The following is a 16,406-nucleotide window of genomic DNA, read 5'->3' on the forward strand; positions in this document are numbered from 1 at the left end:
CCAACGCTCACCTTACTTACTTAGTATTTTCATTTCGGCAAGATCAACTTGCATAGCTTGCCGGCGGATAGCTTCCTCACTGAATTTTTTCTCCTTCCGGATGCGATAAAGCTCCTTGCGTTGTTGTTGGTAAATATCTTTCAACGCCTTCCGATAAACATCTCTTTGTGTTTGATGGGTATCTCCATGTTCTAATGATCCAAGGCGTGCCGCTGCGTGTTCCGCGTTATTTTGCAGTTCGGTTTTTAATACTTGTAGTAAGTGGTTGTGTTCAATTTCATCTAAATAATGTTCATCAAGTCTTTTCAGGGCCACTTCTGTAAGCCTGATCTTGATGGTCATTTCCTGCTGATCTTCGGGTACCACCTGATCAATGTCTTTTATCTTCATCAATTTAATGAGGATAGGTAGTGTAAATCCCTGAAATACCAACGTTACCAATATCACCACGAAGGTGATAAAAATAATAAGGTTTCGATGCGGAAACGCCTGCCCGGTATGGGTTATTAAAGGCAATGAGAGCGCTGCTGCCAGCGAAACTACGCCACGCATACCCGCCCAACCAACAATAAACGGATTTTTCCAACCGGGGTTTGGCTCTGTAGTGCGGATACTTTTAAAGAGCCAGCGAGGGACAAAAGTGCCGGGATATATCCAGATCAACCTGATCAGGATAACTATTCCACTGATGATCAGTCCGTATTTCCATGCTTCTGCCAATGAATAGCCCTCCAACCCTTTCATGATCACCGGTAACTCTAACCCGATCAAAATAAAAACAAGACCATTGAGGATAATAACTACCGTTGCCCAAACATTAATCGCTTGTAATCGGCTTTGCCCATCGGTAAATATTTCATGCGATCGGTAGGATAAGAATAACCCTCCGCTTACTACAGCCATCACACCCGAATAATGAAATTGCTCGGCTGCCAGGTACATAAAATAGGGAGATATGAGCGTTAATGCCGAATCAATACTTGCCGTGGTAGGTAAAAAACGATGTATGGCATACATTACATGAGCCACCACCACTCCTATCACTATGCCCATCAAGGTAACCACAAAAAACTCTGTAGTGGCTTCATGCAGGGAAAATTTGCCTGTTAGCACAGCGGCCAAAGCAAAACGCAGTACAATTAAACTGGAGGCATCGTTAATCAGGCTCTCACCTTCTAAAATAGTGATTATTCTTTTGGGGATCTTAACATTTTTTAAAACCGAAGTGGCCGCTACCGCGTCTGGTGGGGATATAATGCCACCCAATAAAAAGCCCATAGGCAAGGTAAAGCCGGGTATAACCGCCGTGGCGAAAAAAGCGATAATAGTTGACGTAAAAATAACCAGCCCAAATGCCAGTAAACTTATCGGTCGTTTCCATTTCCAGAAATCATTCCATGAGGTGTACCAGGCTGCTTCATAAAGTAATGGTGGTAAAAATATCAGGAATATGAGATCGGGGTCGATAGCTATTATCGGCATACCAGGGATATAACCGATAACCAGGCCAGCCAGAACCAAAAATATAGGATATGCGATGTTTAACTTTTTGGCCAGCATGATGAGCATGAAGGCGGCAAAAAGCAAGATCAGAAATTGCAGCAGGGAATAATGCATGGCTAAAGATAAAAATCAATCGTAGTTTATGAAAGTTTGATCAGTTTTCACTTTCCACTTAACCGTTCCCAAAAAGATTTTATGCCTATATAAATACCGTCTGCTCTCATTTCAACGGGATATGTGGCTACAAAATCATTTTGGCCCTCTCCACCTTTGCCGGTTTCAAGATTGTAGGTATACCGGTGATACGGGCAAACAATTTTACCTTTCACGCATAACCCCTCGCTCAGATCGGCTCCGGCATGAGGGCAAACGGCCGACAGGGCATACAAACTACCCTCAAAGCCAACTATGCAAATGCTTTTGCGGCCAATTTTAGTTTTGGTAATAAATGGCGCTGATGTATAGGCCATATTGATCTTATGCCACTTCATAAAAAAGTAAAAGCCGAAGATAAATATAATATCAAAAATCGATCTTCAGATTCATTACCGATGGGTTTTTGATTACCTCGTCCATACTTGTAACCAGCGTTACGCTGCGTCTGTCGGCAGAGAGTACGGCTTTAGAATTATTTAATTTTTTAACAGGTTTGGCAAATTTCAGGATCACCTTATAAGGCATATCTATCAACATGGCTTTGGCCATCATAAATGTAGATTGGGTTTTCTTCAAAAAGGCGTTGAATTTGGCCTTGTCGATTATGCGGTAAAATTTATGCGGGGTGATATCATACGAATAATAATCCTGACCGGCTACCATTTGGCGGGCATCAAAACTTTTGCTGGCTTTATCGGCGCTTGTAAATGCATTGATACGGCTGTTCAGGGCTATTTTTGAAAGATTTTGAAGATAATACTGTAAGTCGGCAGCGTTTTTGGCTACATGCGTGATATTCACTTTCATGATGCTCTTTTTGAGGTTCATGTTAATGGAAAGGTCGCTGGTTTTAGCCATATTACTTTCCTCGATGCTCATTTTCTGCTGCGTACTGTCGGGCATCGCGCTGTAAAAATTCAGTGTGGTGTCCTTAACCAAACTAAACTGCGGCGTTTCCTTTACCGAATCAGACATCAGGTTCACCAATACGGATACAGCTTTGCTCATATCAAAGCCATATACCACATTACAGCTGCCATCGGCTTTAAAATCGTATTGCTCTTCAATATCTACACAGGAGCTTAAACATAAAATGGCCAGAAAAATTAGGGGTAGGTAGAATTTTTTCATCGGCTTATGGTTTTAGGTTTACGAGGATTTCATATCAGTTAAGTTAAATCCAGGTTAATTTAACCGGGTTGTTAAAACTGAAGTAATAATAAATATTATTAACCATAATAAAAAGAATAAATAGCTAAAACGTTTACGCTACGTTTACTATTCGCCCTTACGCTTTCGGTATAAAATAGATACCTTTGCAAAAATTATGGCACACCAGATTCCAGACGACGGCACGCTGCTTCCTTTAATGGAAGAATTCTACACGATACAGGGCGAAGGATACAACACAGGCAAAGCGGCTTATTTTATACGCCTTGGTGGTTGTGATGTAGGCTGTCATTGGTGTGATGTTAAAGAGAGTTGGGATGCTGAATTACATCCTTTAACCGCTGCCGATCAAATAGTGGCCAAGGCGTCTGTGCATCCTTCAAAAGCTGTTGTGGTAACAGGTGGTGAGCCATTAATCTACAATTTAGATTATCTGACCGCCCAGCTGCATGACCGGGGCATTAAAACTTTTATTGAAACATCGGGCGCCTATCCGCTTTCGGGGGATTGGGACTGGATCTGCCTGTCACCCAAAAAATTCAAAGCACCTATGCCCCATGTGGCCGAAAACGCGCATGAACTAAAGGTGATCGTGTTTAACAAATCGGATTTTGAATGGGCCGAATATCATGCCAAAATGGTATCGCCCGATTGCAAATTGTATCTACAGCCAGAATGGTCAAAATCAAAGGAAATAACTCCGCTTATAGTTGATTATGTGATGAATAATCCGCAATGGGAAATATCATTGCAAACGCATAAGTATTTGAATATTCCTTAATATTTGTAACTTACGATAACATTTATCGTATCAAAACAGATGAAGATTGTAATCATCCTGATTTTATCAATTTTTCTTCCTGTTATTGCTTTGGCTCAGCAAAACCAATACACTACCACTAAAAAGGAAGCCATAAAGTATTTTGCCGAAGCCAACAAAAATCTCGATGATCATTTATATGACGAAGCCATTGCCAGCCTTCAAAAGGCTATCAATGAAGATTCCAAATTTGTAGAAGCACATGCCCAGCTTGCAGATGTATTTCGATTGAGACATCTATACAAACAAGCCATTGATGAATATTTGAGGGTTATAAGCATTAATCCCGATTTTAACCGTTCAGTTTATCTCAAAATCGGTGAGGCCGAAATAACGGAAGCAAAATACCCGCAGGCTCAGCAGCACCTGGAAAAATATTTAACCTATCCAGATATCACTCCTGCTAATAAGTTATATGCGCAAAAGCTTATTGCCGATGCTAAATTCAGTATCCAGGCGATGCAGCATCCGGTAGCGTTTAAGCCTGTGAATATAGGTCCCGAAATAAATACAGCCAATGATGAATACCTGCCTGTTGCCACCGCCGACGAAGCCTTATTGATATTTACCCGGAAGGTGAACAACAATGAAGATTTTTACAAAAGCGCCAATATTGACGGGAAATGGCAAACGGCCAGTTATCTGAGCGATCAGATCAATACAGCCCAGTACAACGAAGGCGCGCAGTCTATTTCCCAGGATGGTAAATACTTGTTTTTCACGGGATGTAACCGTCCCGATGGTTTGGGTAGATGTGATATTTATATTGCTCAAAAAAAAGGCGAGGATTGGGGTAAACCTGTTGACTTAAGTCCGCCGGTAAATACCTCCGGATGGGAATCACAGCCATCCATAAGCGCTGATGGGCGTACGCTTTATTTTGTAAGCAACCGGGCAGGTGGTTATGGGGGATACGACATATGGAAGTCAACCCTGAACAGCAAAGGTTGGGGGCCTGCAGAAAATTTGGGGCCAAATATCAATACGGCTTATAATGAGCAATCGCCTTTTATCCATGCCGATGATAGTACGCTTTACTTTAGCTCCAATGGATGGCCGGGTTTGGGTAATAAAGATCTTTTTGTAAGCCGTTTGGGTAAAGATGGCAAATGGCAAAAGCCCGAAAACCTGGGCTACCCTATTAATTCCAACGGAGATGAAAATGGACTGACCTTAACCGCGAACGGTAACATCGCGTTTTTCGCTTCGGATAATCTAAATGGTTATGGCGGTTATGATATTTACACATTTGAGTTACCGGTAAATGTACGGCCACGCGTAGTAACCTATGTAAAAGGCAATGTACATGACGCTAAAAGCAATCATCCGCTGGAAGCCGCTATCGAGATCATTGATTTGCAAAGCAATCAACCGGTTTACCAGGATTATAGCAGTGATGACGAAGGTAGCTTTTTGGCTACCATTACTTCGGGTAAAAACTATGGTTTGAATATCTCGAAAAGCGGGTATATGTTCTATTCCGAGAATTTCTCGCTGGTGGGTTATAAAACCAGGAATCCGTTTAACATTTCTGTTTCATTGTCGCCTATAGATGTTGGCAATAAAGTGATCCTGAAGAACATATTCTTTGATACCAATAAATTCGATCTCGAATTGGAATCAAAAGCGGAGTTGGTGAAACTGATCGAATTTTTAACCGTAAATCCAACGGTACATATTGAAATATCAGGCCATACAGATGATGTGGGCCCGGATCAGATTAACCAGACTCTTTCCGAAAACCGGGCCAAATCTGTGTATCAGTATTTAATTGGTAATGGCATTAGTGCCACTCGCCTGGTATATAAAGGTTATGGTAAAATGCAACCGATAGCGCCTAATGATACCGATGAAAATCGGGCAAAGAACCGCCGCACCGAGTTTAAAATTATTTCTAAATAAGAGGATAGTAATTGAACATAAAAAAAGCTTTTAGCAAATTACTAAAAGCTTTTTTATTTGTTATTAGTTACCCATTTCTGATATGAATTTAATGCGCATTAATTGCACCTCTTCACGGGTATAATCATCGTTTCCTAATTCGCTTAACGCATCATCGATGGAGTCAACTTCGGCGGTGCGGAAGTAATCAAATACCTCTTCCTGCTTGTCCTCATCTATTACTTCATCAATATAATAGTTCAGGTTAAGTTTTGTGCCTGAGTTCACTATAGTTTCCACTTCTTTCAATATCTCTTCGTAGGTGAGCCCTTTGGAGGCCGCAATGTCATCCAGATTCAGGTGACGATCGATATTCTGGATAATAAATACTTTGAGTGCCGATTTATTAGCCGCGCTTTTAATCACCATATCAACCGGGCGATCGATATCGTTATCTTCTACATATTTTTGTATCAGATCAGTAAATGGTTTACCGAATTTCAGGGCTTTACCTGCTCCTACTCCTGAGATCTGTTTTAATTCTTCAGTAGTGATTGGATAATGCGTGCACATTTCCTCTAATGATGGATCCTGGAATATCACAAATGGAGGCAAGCCCTTTTGCTTAGCCAGCTTTTTACGCAAGTCTTTAAGCATTTGCAATAGCTGGGTATCCAATGCGCCACCGCCTTGTTTAGGGCCGTCAGCGTCATCGTCATCGTCGGTAGCTTCCATCACCTTATTGAGGATAAAACGGATGCTGTGCGGGTTATCAATAAAGCTGTTACCGGTTTTGGTTAAACGCAGCAAGCCATATTGATCAATATCTTTGGAAAGATAATTGTTTAACAAAGCTTGTCTCAGCAATGAGTTCCACAGGTTTTCACCTTGCTCCTTACCCGATCCATAATAGTCAAGGGTATCATGTTCATAGCTCTTTACCTGGGCGTTTTCAGTTCCCATCAATATGCTGATGATATGCTGATCATCAAACTTCTCCCCAATGTGTTTGATCAGGCTTAGCGCTTTATGCAAATGCTCCTCGCCATCAAAATGGTCTTTATGGCCGCAGCAGTTATCGCACATGTTATTACAGCCCGCTTCATTAAAGTTTTCTCCAAAATAATGCAGCAGTTGTTTACGACGGCATACAGAAGATTCGCAATAATCAATTACTTCTTTCAATATCTGGGTACCAATTTCACGTTCAGAAACCGGTTTATCCTTCATGAATTTCTGAAGCTTATCAATATCTTTTTCAGAATAAAAAGCCACACAAACACCTTCACCGCCGTCGCGACCAGCCCTGCCTGTTTCCTGATAATACCCCTCCATGCTTTTAGGCACATCATGATGTATCACATAACGAACATCCGGTTTGTCGATACCCATACCAAAAGCAATGGTGGCTACAATCACCTCCACATCTTCCATCAGGAATTTGTCCTGCGTATCGGCACGTACCTTGGGATCCAGGCCGGCGTGATATGGTAATGCCCTCACACCATTCAGATTGAGCGCTTCGGCAACCTCTTCAACCTTTTTACGGCTAAGGCAATAAATGATGCCCGATTTGCCCTGGTTTTGCTTTACAAACTTTACGATCTCTTTGATCACATTGCGTTTGGCACGAACTTCATAAAACAGGTTTGAACGGTTGAATGATGATTTATATACCGTTGCATTGTTCATCTGCAGGTTTTTCTGTATATCCTGCTGAACTTTTGGTGTAGCGGTAGCCGTTAAGGCAATGATGGGTATATTTTCGCCGATATTGCTGATCACCTGGCGTATCTTGCGGTATTCGGGTCTGAAATCATGCCCCCACTCCGATATACAGTGGGCCTCGTCAACCGCTACAAATGATACATGATTAAGTTTTAAAAAGTCGATATTCTCCTGTTTGGTCAGTGACTCGGGAGCAACATATAAAAGTTTGGTTTTTCCGGCCAGCACGTCTTCTTTAACGCGGGCTATGTCTGATTTGGTAAGTGATGAGTTTAAGAAATGAGCTATGCTGTCTGAACCTCCAAAAGCTCTCAACTGATCTACCTGATTTTTCATCAGAGCTATCAGCGGTGAAATTACTATCGCAGTGCCGTCGCTCATTAATGCCGGCAACTGGTAACACATGGATTTGCCACCACCGGTAGGCATGATCACAAAGGTGTCATTACCCGCCAGTATGTTTGTTATAATCGCTTCCTGCTCCCCCTTAAAGTTGTCGAATCCGAAAAAATTCTGGAGATTATCAAATAGCGACTTCTTAGTTTCTATCATTGTTTAACGTGATCTTGAATTGTATTTAAAAGTTTAAAGTAACAAAATTTAATGAATAAACGATGGATTTACTATTTAATTTTATACAAATATGATTATTAAATGAAAAACAATTTGTTCATTTGGCGCATTTAAATTGCGGACAAATTCGCTATCCAATTATTTAGTTTTATTTAACCCATATTTAACAGATTATTGTACACTTTTGCGCTGGCTACGCAAAATAAAAACTCTTTTTACCACATGAATAAAAACAATTATGCGATCATCATGGCAGGCGGCATCGGGAGCCGTTTTTGGCCCATAAGCCGGTCATCGCATCCCAAACAATTTATAGATATCCTGGGCACGGGCAAAACCCTGATCCAAAATACATACGAACGTTTTCTGAAAGTATGCCCCAAAGAAAACATCTACGTGGTGACCAACGAGAATTATACCAAACTGGTGAAACAACAATTACCGGAAATGGCCGATGGGCAAATCCTGACCGAACCGGTGATGCGCAATACGGCACCTTGCGTGGCTTATGGCTGTTTCAAGATTGAAAGCCTGAACCCCGAGGCGGTTATCGTGGTAGCCCCCTCAGATCAGCAGATCCTGGATGAGGAAGCGTTTGTGACAGCGATTGAAAAATCACTGGAGACTGCAGCCTCAACCGATAGTTTGATCACCCTTGGGATTAAGCCATCGCGCCCGGATACAGGTTACGGATATATCCAGTATACCGACCAGGCCATTAACCAGGATTTTCATAAAGTAAAAACGTTTACCGAAAAACCCACGCTGGAAATAGCCAAAACGTTTATCCAGAGCGGCGACTTCCTATGGAACGCGGGCATCTTTGTATGGTCGGCTCAAGCCATTGTTAAAGCTTTTGGTCGTCATTTGCCAGAGATGCATGAGATCTTCGCGGAAGCACGTCCGGTGTACAATACCGGGGACGAGAAGAGCTATGTGCACAAAGCTTATCAGCAATGCATCAATATCTCGATCGATTACGGGATCATGGAAAAGGCGGATAATGTGTATGTACTGCCATCGGCCTTTGGCTGGAGTGATCTGGGCACCTGGGCCTCGATCTATGACCTGGCCGAGAAAGATTATGTGGGCAACGTGGTAATCCCGTCAGAAAAAGTGATCATGTATGATTCATCCAATTGCATGGTGAATGTGCCGGGTGAAAAACTGGTGATACTACAGGGCTTGCATGATTTTATCGTGGTAGAATCCAACAACACCCTCCTGATTTGCCCGCGCGATCAGGAACAGAATGTAAAACAGGTAGTGGCTGATGTGAAAGCCAAATTTGGAACGAAATTTATTTAGGGTTGGTGAGTGGTTGATTAAGTTAATGGTGCTCATTAAAGCGGATCGTTATAATTTCTAATATAATCCAATTACTCACTTAATAGACTCAATCAACCACTCACCCAATCAACTACTTAACCGCAACGCGTTGCCTTATCGCCTCATACAATATTACTCCGGTTGATACGGATACGTTCAATGATTCGATCTCACCAAACATGGGGATTTTAGCTAAGTGGTCTGATATGCGGATGATCTCGTTGCGGATGCCATCCTCCTCGGATCCCATGATAATGGCTGTTGGGGCGGTATAATCGGGCTTGTAAATATCGTCCTGTGTTTTTTCGGTACAACAAACCAATTGTAAGCCCGATTCCTGTAAAAAACGAACGGTTTGCATAAAGTTATCATGACGGCAAACCGGTATTTTGTACAATGCTCCCGCTGATGTTTTAATAGCATCAGGATTTATCTGCGCCGAACCTTTAGCAGGGATAACAATGGCATGCACCCCGGCACATTCGGCGGTACGGGCAATAGCGCCCATATTGCGCACATCGGTAATAGAATCCAGAACAAGCACCAATGGTACCTCTCCTTTTTCAAATACTTCGGGAATTATATTTTCAATCTTCTGATAAGTTATCGGCGAAATAAAAGCTACCGCACCCTGGTGATTTTTTTGGGTAAGGCGATTCAGTTTTTCAACGGGCACCTGCTGGGCGGTGATGTTATATTCTGTAAGCAAAGCTTTTAGCTCATGCGACAGGCTACCTGCGCCTCCTCTCTGGATATATAATGCTTCAATTTCCTTGCCCGAAGTGATGGCCTCCATGATCGCCCTGATACCAAAAACCATTTGGTTACTTTCGCGCTGAGGTCTTGAATTAAATGCCATTTGTAATGATCTGTTTTTCTGCAAAAGTAGCTATATTAATTGATTAAGCACTTATTGAACTGATAACCCTTTTCGGTTTTTTAAAAACACAGGTCAATAATAGTTAACATTATAAAACTTTATTAACATAGGTTTAAATGTTTGTAAATCAGAGCAACTAAAACTTTATTATAAAGTTATCAACATAGGTGTGTTAATTAAAAAGCTTTAAATTATAACACTGGGTATGATTGTTTTAAAATCTCGATACACTATGTTGATGGAAATGTAGCTTCAAAAAAACATTTTTTGTATATTTTTGTCGACTTATGAATTTCGAGAACGATAACCTGCAGAACAAGCCGAATACTAACGACCGCCGGAGCCGCATCACTACCCCGACACCCTACAGCGGACTGGGGAAACTTCCGCCCCAGGCTACCGATCTGGAGGAGGCTGTTTTAGGAGCGTTAATGCTCGAAAAAGACGCCCTTTCGTCGGTTATTGATGTTTTAAATCCCGAAGTTTTTTATCGTGATAATCACCAGAAAATATTTGCGGCTATAAAACAGCTGTTTGAAAAATCGTCACCGGTTGATATCCTGACAGTTACAGCCGAACTACGCAGGCAAGGCGAACTGGAAATGATTGGTGGGGCCTACTACATTACAGAACTGACCAGTCGTGTGGCTTCTGCAGCCAATATTGAATTTCACGCCCGTATTATCATTCAGAAGTTCATTCAACGCGAACTGATCCGCATATCTACGGATGTTATTCAAAGCGCTTATGAGGACACATCTGACGTACTGGACCTGTTAGACCGGGCTGAGAAGAACCTTTTTGAAATTGCACAAAGTAACTTGCGCCGCGATGCCCGTAAAATGGATGACCTGGTGCATGAAGCTTTAAAAGATATTGAGGCGTTAAAAGATAAAAAAGATGGTCTTACCGGTGTAGCCTCTGGCTTTACAGCGCTCGACCGGATGACCTCGGGCTGGCAAAAATCCGACCTGGTGATTATAGCTGCCCGCCCGGCGATGGGTAAAACGGCTTTCGTACTGAGTTGTGCCCGTAACGCCGCGGTCGACTTTGATAAACCGGTTGTGGTGTTCTCGCTGGAAATGTCCTCGGTTCAGTTGGTTAACCGTTTAATATCCGGCGAAACCGAAATTGAACAGGAAAAGATACGTAAGGGAACTTTGGAGGAATGGGAATGGCAACAGATCCACTCTAAGATTGGCAGGCTGGAACAAGCCACACTGATCATCGATGATACCCCGGCATTGAATATATTTGAATTCAGGGCCAAATGCCGCCGTTTAAAATCACAGCATGATATCCAACTGATCATTATTGACTACTTACAGTTGATGCATGGTAAGGCAGAAGGTAAAGGTGGTGGCGGTAACCGTGAACAGGAAATTGGTAGTATATCAAGGGCCTTGAAATCGGTAGCCAAAGAATTGAACGTACCGGTGATCGCGCTATCGCAATTAAGTCGTGCGGTTGAAACCAGGCCGGGCAACTCCAAAAGACCAATGCTATCGGATTTGCGTGAGTCGGGATCTATTGAGCAGGACGCGGATATGGTGCTTTTCCTTTACCGCCCTGAATACTATGGCTTAACAGAAGATGAAGACGGTAACCCAACCAACAATGTGGGTGAAGTTATTATAGCCAAACACCGTAACGGTGAAACGGGTACGGTACGATTGAAGTTTGTGGGTAAATACGTAAAATTCGCTAACCTGGAAGAGAGCATGGATGGCTTCCCTCCTGCTGCGGGCAGCGCATTCTCGGGCCTGGCGCCATCGCAGGATTTTGAAAAACAAAGTAACTTCATCATCCGCCCATCGCGAATGGACGATATTGATGATGAACCACCGTTTTAATATCGGATTTGGGAATTTTGATTCGGATTTATTTTTATTGTGGATTGAACTAAACAAGAAATCTTAAATCATAGTAATTCCGAAATCGAACATCCGAAATCCCAAATCAAAAAAATATCCCCAGTAACACCCCGATGATAATAATTACCGGGGTTTTTATTTTGGTGAAGTGCAACAGTAAAAAAGTGCCCGCCATAAGCCCATAAGCTATCCAGTTGCCCCCAAATGGCCGTACCAATAAAATAAAAGCCGTAGCCATAAAACCTACCGCTACCGCGCTGATACCACTTAAGGAATTTTTAATACGGGTTATCTTTTTAAGATCTTCCCAAAACGGCACAATAAACAGGATCAGTATCAAGCCGGGTGTGTTTACCCCAATAACCGCCACAATGCTGCCTATGATCTGCCCACCAATGCCGTATCCCTTGTTCCCTAAAGTGATACCGCCTAAAAAGGATGTAAAAGAAAATGTTGGCCCCGGAAGCGCCTGTTGTAAGGCGTATCCGGAAAGGAATTCCGAATTGCTGAGGTAATGTTTAACTTCTACAAATTCTGTGTACATGAGCGGCACCATAACCTGTCCGCCACCAAATATCAGGATACCGTTACGGTAAAAGTTCTCAAATAAACGAATAGGTAAGCTAAACGGTGATGTTTGATTGATGATGGCACCCAGTGCCGCAAAGAACAACAGAATCCCAATAAAATAGGCCACTTTATTAGGGTTTACGTTAGAGTATAGTTTAACCCTCAATTCGTTTTCCTGCGGCTGGGTTTCCATAGCCGATGATATAATCCCACCTAATAAAACCAATAATGGGAAAGCATAGGCATTTTGGAGAATAAGTGTTGCTATGAACGATGCTATAGCCAGCATGGTGCTCACCCGCGTTTTCAGGAACCTGTGCGCAAAACTATAGGTAGCATAAGCCACAATACCTACAGCCAAGGGTTGTATATAAGTGATAATGTGTGCAAATTTAGCACGGTTGGCAAACATTTTATAGCTGATAGCAGCGGTAGCCATAATTGCAGCAGACGGCAGTATCCATATCAGGAAGGTGATCAAAGCCAGCCTTAATCCGCCTACCTTCCAGGCTATACCGACCAATGTTTGGGTTGATGACGGGCCGGGCAACACTTGCGATAAAGCATTGAGCTCCATTAATTCATCTTCGGTAATATAATGCCGTTTTTCCACAAACTCACGCAGTAAAACAGCTATATGCGCTTGCGGGCCACCAAAAGCCGTAAACGTATAGATCAATACATCACGAAGAAATAGAAGTTCCCGTTTTTTCATTTAGCTCACTGGTTCATTAGTTCACTGGTTCATTGGTATCGAGCCAAACCTTATTAAACAAATCGTCATTACACGGTTGTTAAACTTTTGTAAGATTAGTAAAATCTCCTTAATTCTTAAATTCTGATTAGCATAGGTCCCAATGAACTAATGAACCAGCAAACAAATGAACTATTTAATAATCGTCGTCATCTTCTTCAATGCCTTTGGCCTGGCGGTAAACAGCCTGCAGCTCCGAAAAAGCATGGTTGTCGCGCTTTTGTTTGGCTATGGTCATGCCGTTTTCGTAGGTAGTAATAGCGTCGGGTTTGCGGTTCAGGGCTTCATATAATTTGCCTAAATGATAATAAGTGCCCACATAACCCGGGTGATTTGTCACCAGGTCCTCATAATAAGTTAAGGCCTTATCTGCCTGATTCAGACGTAGATATTCTGTGGCGAGGGCGTATTTTAAAAATTCGTCTTCGGGTTCGTTCTTTATAAATTCTAATAGCTTATCCAATCTGCTCAACTCCATTTTAAACTCTATCTTTTTTAATTAAATTTGCAAAAACCTATTGATATGAAGATCCTGGTATGTGTAAGTAATGTTCCTGATACCACCACAAAAATAACCTTTACTGATAATAACACCCAATTTAATACAAATGGTGTTCAATTTATACTAAACCCATATGATGAGATAGCGCTTTCGCGTGCTATTGAGTTAACCGATGGCGGTAAAGGGGCGGTAACGGTTATCAACGTTGGTGAAGTAAATACAGAAGCTACTATCCGTAAAGCGCTGGCTATTGGCGCTACAGACGCGGTGCGTATAAACGCTAAACCTCACGATGCCTGGTATGTGGCTTACCAGATAGCTGAGTACGTGAAAGCCAATCCGTTCGACCTTATTTTGACGGGCCGCGAGTCTATCGATTATAACGGCTCAAAAATTGCCGGTATGCTTGGCGAGTTGCTTGATCTGCCTTCGGTATCTATCATCAAAAAACTGGATGCTGCTGATAAAGAAGCTACCGTTGAACGCGAGATAGAGGGCGGTAAAGAGCTCCTGACCATTCCCTACCCTTTTGTGGCCGGTACTGCTGAAGGCGTTGCTGAACCTAAAATACCCAATATGCGCGGTATCATGTCGGCCCGTACCAAACCCTTAGCGGTGGTTGAACCAGTTGAAGTAAAGACTTATTCGGAAGTATTGAGCTATGAAACTCCTGCCCCTCGTGGACAAGTAAAATTGGTTCCTGCTGATGATACAGCGAAATTGGTTGAGCTTTTGCATACCGAAGCACGCGTTATTTAAAAAAGAAACAAGAATCAAGAGCCAAGAATCAAGATAAGAAATTCAGAAGATGGGAGATTTAAAAAATATAATTCAACATAGCGATATATTTTTTCTTGATTCTTGTCTCTTGATTCTTATTTCCTAAAACCATAACTCATTTTAATATATGTCAGTTTTAATATATGCGGAAAATGCCGGTGGTAAATTCAAAAAGTCAATTTTTGAAGCTGTTACCTATGCCCGTGCCATTGCCGATCAAAATAAAACCAATCTTGTGGCTATCTCCATTGGCGATGTCAGCAAAGATGAATTAGCCGCGTTAGGTAAATACGGTGCCGAAAAAGTGCTGAACGTATCTGGCGATAAGCTCAAGAATTTTATCAACCAGGCTTATGCCTCTATCATTGCCGAAGCCGCAAAAAAGCAAAGCGCCGATATTGTGGTATTATCCAATACATTCTCTGGCCGTGGTTTAGCGCCACGTTTGGGTGTGAAACTACAGGCCGGTGTTGCTGACGGTGCCGTAGCGCTGCCAGAGCAAAATGGTGGTAAATTCACTATCAAAAAAACTGCTTTCTCGGGCAAAGCATTTGCTATTGTAGAGTTAACATCAGCCAATAAGGTTATCGCCCTGGTGCCTAACTCTTATAAGGTGGTGGAAACCGGGGGTACTGCCCAGGTAGAAGATTTTGCTGCCGAAACCAAAGAGTCCGATTTTAGAGCCGTGATCAAAGAGATCGTTCGCTCTACCGATAAAATATCCCTGCCCGATGCGGAAATTGTTGTTTCTGCCGGTCGTGGCCTCAAAGGACCCGAAAACTGGGGCATGGTAGAAGAGCTCGCCGAACTGCTTGGCGCGGCCACAGCATGCTCTAAACCAGTATCAGACGCCGGTTGGCGCCCACACAGCGAACACGTTGGTCAAACGGGGATCGCTGTCAGTCCAAATTTGTATATTGCGATAGGAATTTCAGGTGCTATACAGCACCTGGCGGGTATCAGTTCTTCAAAAGTTATTGTGGTGATCAATAAAGATCCGGAAGCTCCTTTTTTCAAAGTGGCAGATTACGGAATTGTTGGCGACGCCTTTGAAGTTGTGCCTCAATTAATAGCGGCCGTTAAAGAATATAAAGCTTCAGCATAAATTATATAGGTGCGATGGGTAATAACATGAAAAAAATTAAGCTGGATATAGTAGGGTTATCGTACAGTCAGACACAATCGGGCGCTTACGCATTAGTTTTAGGCGAGGTAAGCGGCCGGCGACGGCTCCCTATCATTATCGGCAGCTTTGAAGCACAGGCCATAGCTATCGAGATAGAAAAAATGACCCCGAGCCGCCCGCTTACGCACGATCTGTTTAAGAGCTTTGCACAAGCTTATCAGATCGAGGTGCAGGAGATCATTATTTATAACCTGGTCGACGGTATATTTTACTCCAAATTGATTTGTAGCGATGGTAAACGATCCATCGAGATTGATGCCCGCACATCAGATGCTATTGCGGTAGCTGTAAGGTTCGACTGCCCTATTTTTACTTACGAGTTCATCCTGTCTACCGCAGGTATAGTTATTGAAGGCAATGATTTTGTTTATCTCGAAAACATCAACGAAACCCAGGAAGAGAAAACAGTAGGCGCAACCGTAGGCAGCGGATTTGCCTCATTGAGTATAGACGAACTTAAAACCAAATTACAAGAAGCGCTTGCCGAAGAATCATATGAAAAGGCAGCCAAAATACGCGATGAGTTAAACAAACGCAAAGCATCGTAGAGATTGTCTGAACCTTGATTAAAGGATTATATGATTACCTCGATTTTAATGAAAAAATTATTTAATCCTTTAATCAGGTAAATCAGGGTTCAGATGAATTCTCAAATTTCCTGATTCACATTAATTTCACTACTTTCCCTTTTTAATTTAAT

At 42.3% G+C, this 16,406-nt stretch carries 14 protein-coding genes; 7 read left to right on the forward strand and 7 right to left on the reverse strand.

All coding sequences use genetic code 11. The features are described from left to right. Window positions 1-12: 12 nt before the first annotated feature. Genes ACTJKG_RS13115 through ACTJKG_RS13125 form a run of 3 tightly spaced genes read right to left on the reverse strand, consistent with a single transcriptional unit; the run spans window position 13 to window position 2,790 of the window. Window positions 13-1,617, reverse strand: coding sequence for a Na+/H+ antiporter (locus ACTJKG_RS13115; protein WP_172333523.1), 1,605 nt, complete (start codon window positions 1,615-1,617; stop codon window positions 13-15). 47 nt (window positions 1,618-1,664) lie between these two features. Next, window positions 1,665-1,994: a Rieske (2Fe-2S) protein gene (locus tag ACTJKG_RS13120; RefSeq protein WP_172333524.1), complete on the reverse strand. Its 330-nt coding sequence runs from the start codon at window positions 1,992-1,994 to the stop codon at window positions 1,665-1,667. Window positions 1,995-2,025: 31 nt separating this feature from the next. Beyond that, window positions 2,026-2,790, reverse strand: coding sequence for a hypothetical protein (locus ACTJKG_RS13125; protein WP_172333525.1), 765 nt, complete (start codon window positions 2,788-2,790; stop codon window positions 2,026-2,028). 196 nt (window positions 2,791-2,986) lie between these two features. Here ACTJKG_RS13125 and ACTJKG_RS13130 point away from each other — a divergent pair, with 196 nt between their 5' ends. Both ACTJKG_RS13130 and ACTJKG_RS13135 read left to right on the forward strand, forming a co-directional pair. Next, window positions 2,987-3,610, forward strand: coding sequence for a 7-carboxy-7-deazaguanine synthase QueE (locus ACTJKG_RS13130; RefSeq protein ID WP_440739465.1), 624 nt, complete (start codon window positions 2,987-2,989; stop codon window positions 3,608-3,610). A gap of 39 nt (window positions 3,611-3,649) precedes the next feature. Then, complete coding sequence (locus ACTJKG_RS13135; protein ID WP_440739466.1) at window positions 3,650-5,551, forward strand: OmpA family protein; 1,902 nt, start codon at window positions 3,650-3,652, stop codon at window positions 5,549-5,551. A gap of 63 nt (window positions 5,552-5,614) precedes the next feature. Here ACTJKG_RS13135 and recQ read toward each other — a convergent pair whose 3' ends face one another. Then, window positions 5,615-7,807 (reverse strand): DNA helicase RecQ, encoded by a 2,193-nt coding sequence (gene recQ / locus ACTJKG_RS13140; protein ID WP_172333814.1) that lies wholly within the window; start codon window positions 7,805-7,807, stop codon window positions 5,615-5,617. Between the two features lie 246 nt (window positions 7,808-8,053). Here recQ and ACTJKG_RS13145 point away from each other — a divergent pair, with 246 nt between their 5' ends. Beyond that, on the forward strand, window positions 8,054-9,139 hold the full coding sequence (locus ACTJKG_RS13145; protein WP_172336411.1) for a mannose-1-phosphate guanylyltransferase: 1,086 nt from the start codon (window positions 8,054-8,056) through the stop codon (window positions 9,137-9,139). 112 nt (window positions 9,140-9,251) lie between these two features. On the opposite strand, the gene rlmB is transcribed toward ACTJKG_RS13145, so the two are convergent. Beyond that, entirely contained in the window at window positions 9,252-10,019 is a 768-nt protein-coding gene (gene rlmB, locus ACTJKG_RS13150) for a 23S rRNA (guanosine(2251)-2'-O)-methyltransferase RlmB (protein WP_172333529.1), read from the reverse strand. Between the two features lie 308 nt (window positions 10,020-10,327). Between rlmB and dnaB the strand changes: the two genes are divergently transcribed. Further along, a complete protein-coding gene (gene dnaB / locus ACTJKG_RS13155) occupies window positions 10,328-11,893 on the forward strand; it encodes a replicative DNA helicase (RefSeq protein WP_172333530.1) in 1,566 nt (521 codons plus the stop codon). 106 nt (window positions 11,894-11,999) lie between these two features. On the opposite strand, the gene chrA is transcribed toward dnaB, so the two are convergent. Beyond that, window positions 12,000-13,199: a chromate efflux transporter gene (chrA, locus tag ACTJKG_RS13160; RefSeq protein WP_172333531.1), complete on the reverse strand. Its 1,200-nt coding sequence runs from the start codon at window positions 13,197-13,199 to the stop codon at window positions 12,000-12,002. A 175-nt stretch (window positions 13,200-13,374) separates the two neighbouring features. Continuing rightward, complete coding sequence (locus tag ACTJKG_RS13165; RefSeq protein WP_369829179.1) at window positions 13,375-13,701, reverse strand: tetratricopeptide repeat protein; 327 nt, start codon at window positions 13,699-13,701, stop codon at window positions 13,375-13,377. 60 nt (window positions 13,702-13,761) lie between these two features. Here ACTJKG_RS13165 and ACTJKG_RS13170 point away from each other — a divergent pair, with 60 nt between their 5' ends. The 3 genes from ACTJKG_RS13170 to ACTJKG_RS13180 all read left to right on the forward strand — a co-directional run bounded on the left by ACTJKG_RS13170 (window position 13,762) and on the right by ACTJKG_RS13180 (window position 16,254). Next, window positions 13,762-14,499, forward strand: coding sequence for an electron transfer flavoprotein subunit beta/FixA family protein (locus ACTJKG_RS13170; RefSeq protein ID WP_172333533.1), 738 nt, complete (start codon window positions 13,762-13,764; stop codon window positions 14,497-14,499). A 148-nt stretch (window positions 14,500-14,647) separates the two neighbouring features. Then, on the forward strand, window positions 14,648-15,625 hold the full coding sequence (locus tag ACTJKG_RS13175; protein ID WP_172333534.1) for an electron transfer flavoprotein subunit alpha/FixB family protein: 978 nt from the start codon (window positions 14,648-14,650) through the stop codon (window positions 15,623-15,625). Between the two features lie 26 nt (window positions 15,626-15,651). After that, window positions 15,652-16,254 (forward strand): bifunctional nuclease family protein, encoded by a 603-nt coding sequence (locus ACTJKG_RS13180; RefSeq protein ID WP_172333535.1) that lies wholly within the window; start codon window positions 15,652-15,654, stop codon window positions 16,252-16,254. The last annotated feature ends 152 nt before the right edge of the window (window positions 16,255-16,406 follow it).

This window comes from Mucilaginibacter sp. 22184, from assembly GCF_052045695.1.
Lineage (GTDB): Bacteria > Bacteroidota > Bacteroidia > Sphingobacteriales > Sphingobacteriaceae > Mucilaginibacter.

Excerpts from the sequence above, each read along its gene's own strand:
- ACTJKG_RS13115 (WP_172333523.1), bottom strand. The coding sequence starts at position 1,617 with ATGCATTATTCCCTGCTGCAATTTCTGATCTTGCTTTTTGCCGCCTTC.
- ACTJKG_RS13120 (WP_172333524.1), bottom strand. The coding sequence starts at position 1,994 with ATGAAGTGGCATAAGATCAATATGGCCTATACATCAGCGCCATTTATT.
- ACTJKG_RS13125 (WP_172333525.1), bottom strand. The coding sequence starts at position 2,790 with ATGAAAAAATTCTACCTACCCCTAATTTTTCTGGCCATTTTATGTTTA.
- ACTJKG_RS13130 (WP_440739465.1), top strand. The coding sequence starts at position 2,987 with ATGGCACACCAGATTCCAGACGACGGCACGCTGCTTCCTTTAATGGAA.
- ACTJKG_RS13135 (WP_440739466.1), top strand. The coding sequence starts at position 3,650 with ATGAAGATTGTAATCATCCTGATTTTATCAATTTTTCTTCCTGTTATT.
- ACTJKG_RS13145 (WP_172336411.1), top strand. The coding sequence starts at position 8,054 with ATGAATAAAAACAATTATGCGATCATCATGGCAGGCGGCATCGGGAGC.
- rlmB (WP_172333529.1), bottom strand. The coding sequence starts at position 10,019 with ATGGCATTTAATTCAAGACCTCAGCGCGAAAGTAACCAAATGGTTTTT.
- dnaB (WP_172333530.1), top strand. The coding sequence starts at position 10,328 with ATGAATTTCGAGAACGATAACCTGCAGAACAAGCCGAATACTAACGAC.
- chrA (WP_172333531.1), bottom strand. The coding sequence starts at position 13,199 with ATGAAAAAACGGGAACTTCTATTTCTTCGTGATGTATTGATCTATACG.
- ACTJKG_RS13170 (WP_172333533.1), top strand. The coding sequence starts at position 13,762 with ATGAAGATCCTGGTATGTGTAAGTAATGTTCCTGATACCACCACAAAA.
- ACTJKG_RS13175 (WP_172333534.1), top strand. The coding sequence starts at position 14,648 with ATGTCAGTTTTAATATATGCGGAAAATGCCGGTGGTAAATTCAAAAAG.
- ACTJKG_RS13180 (WP_172333535.1), top strand. The coding sequence starts at position 15,652 with ATGAAAAAAATTAAGCTGGATATAGTAGGGTTATCGTACAGTCAGACA.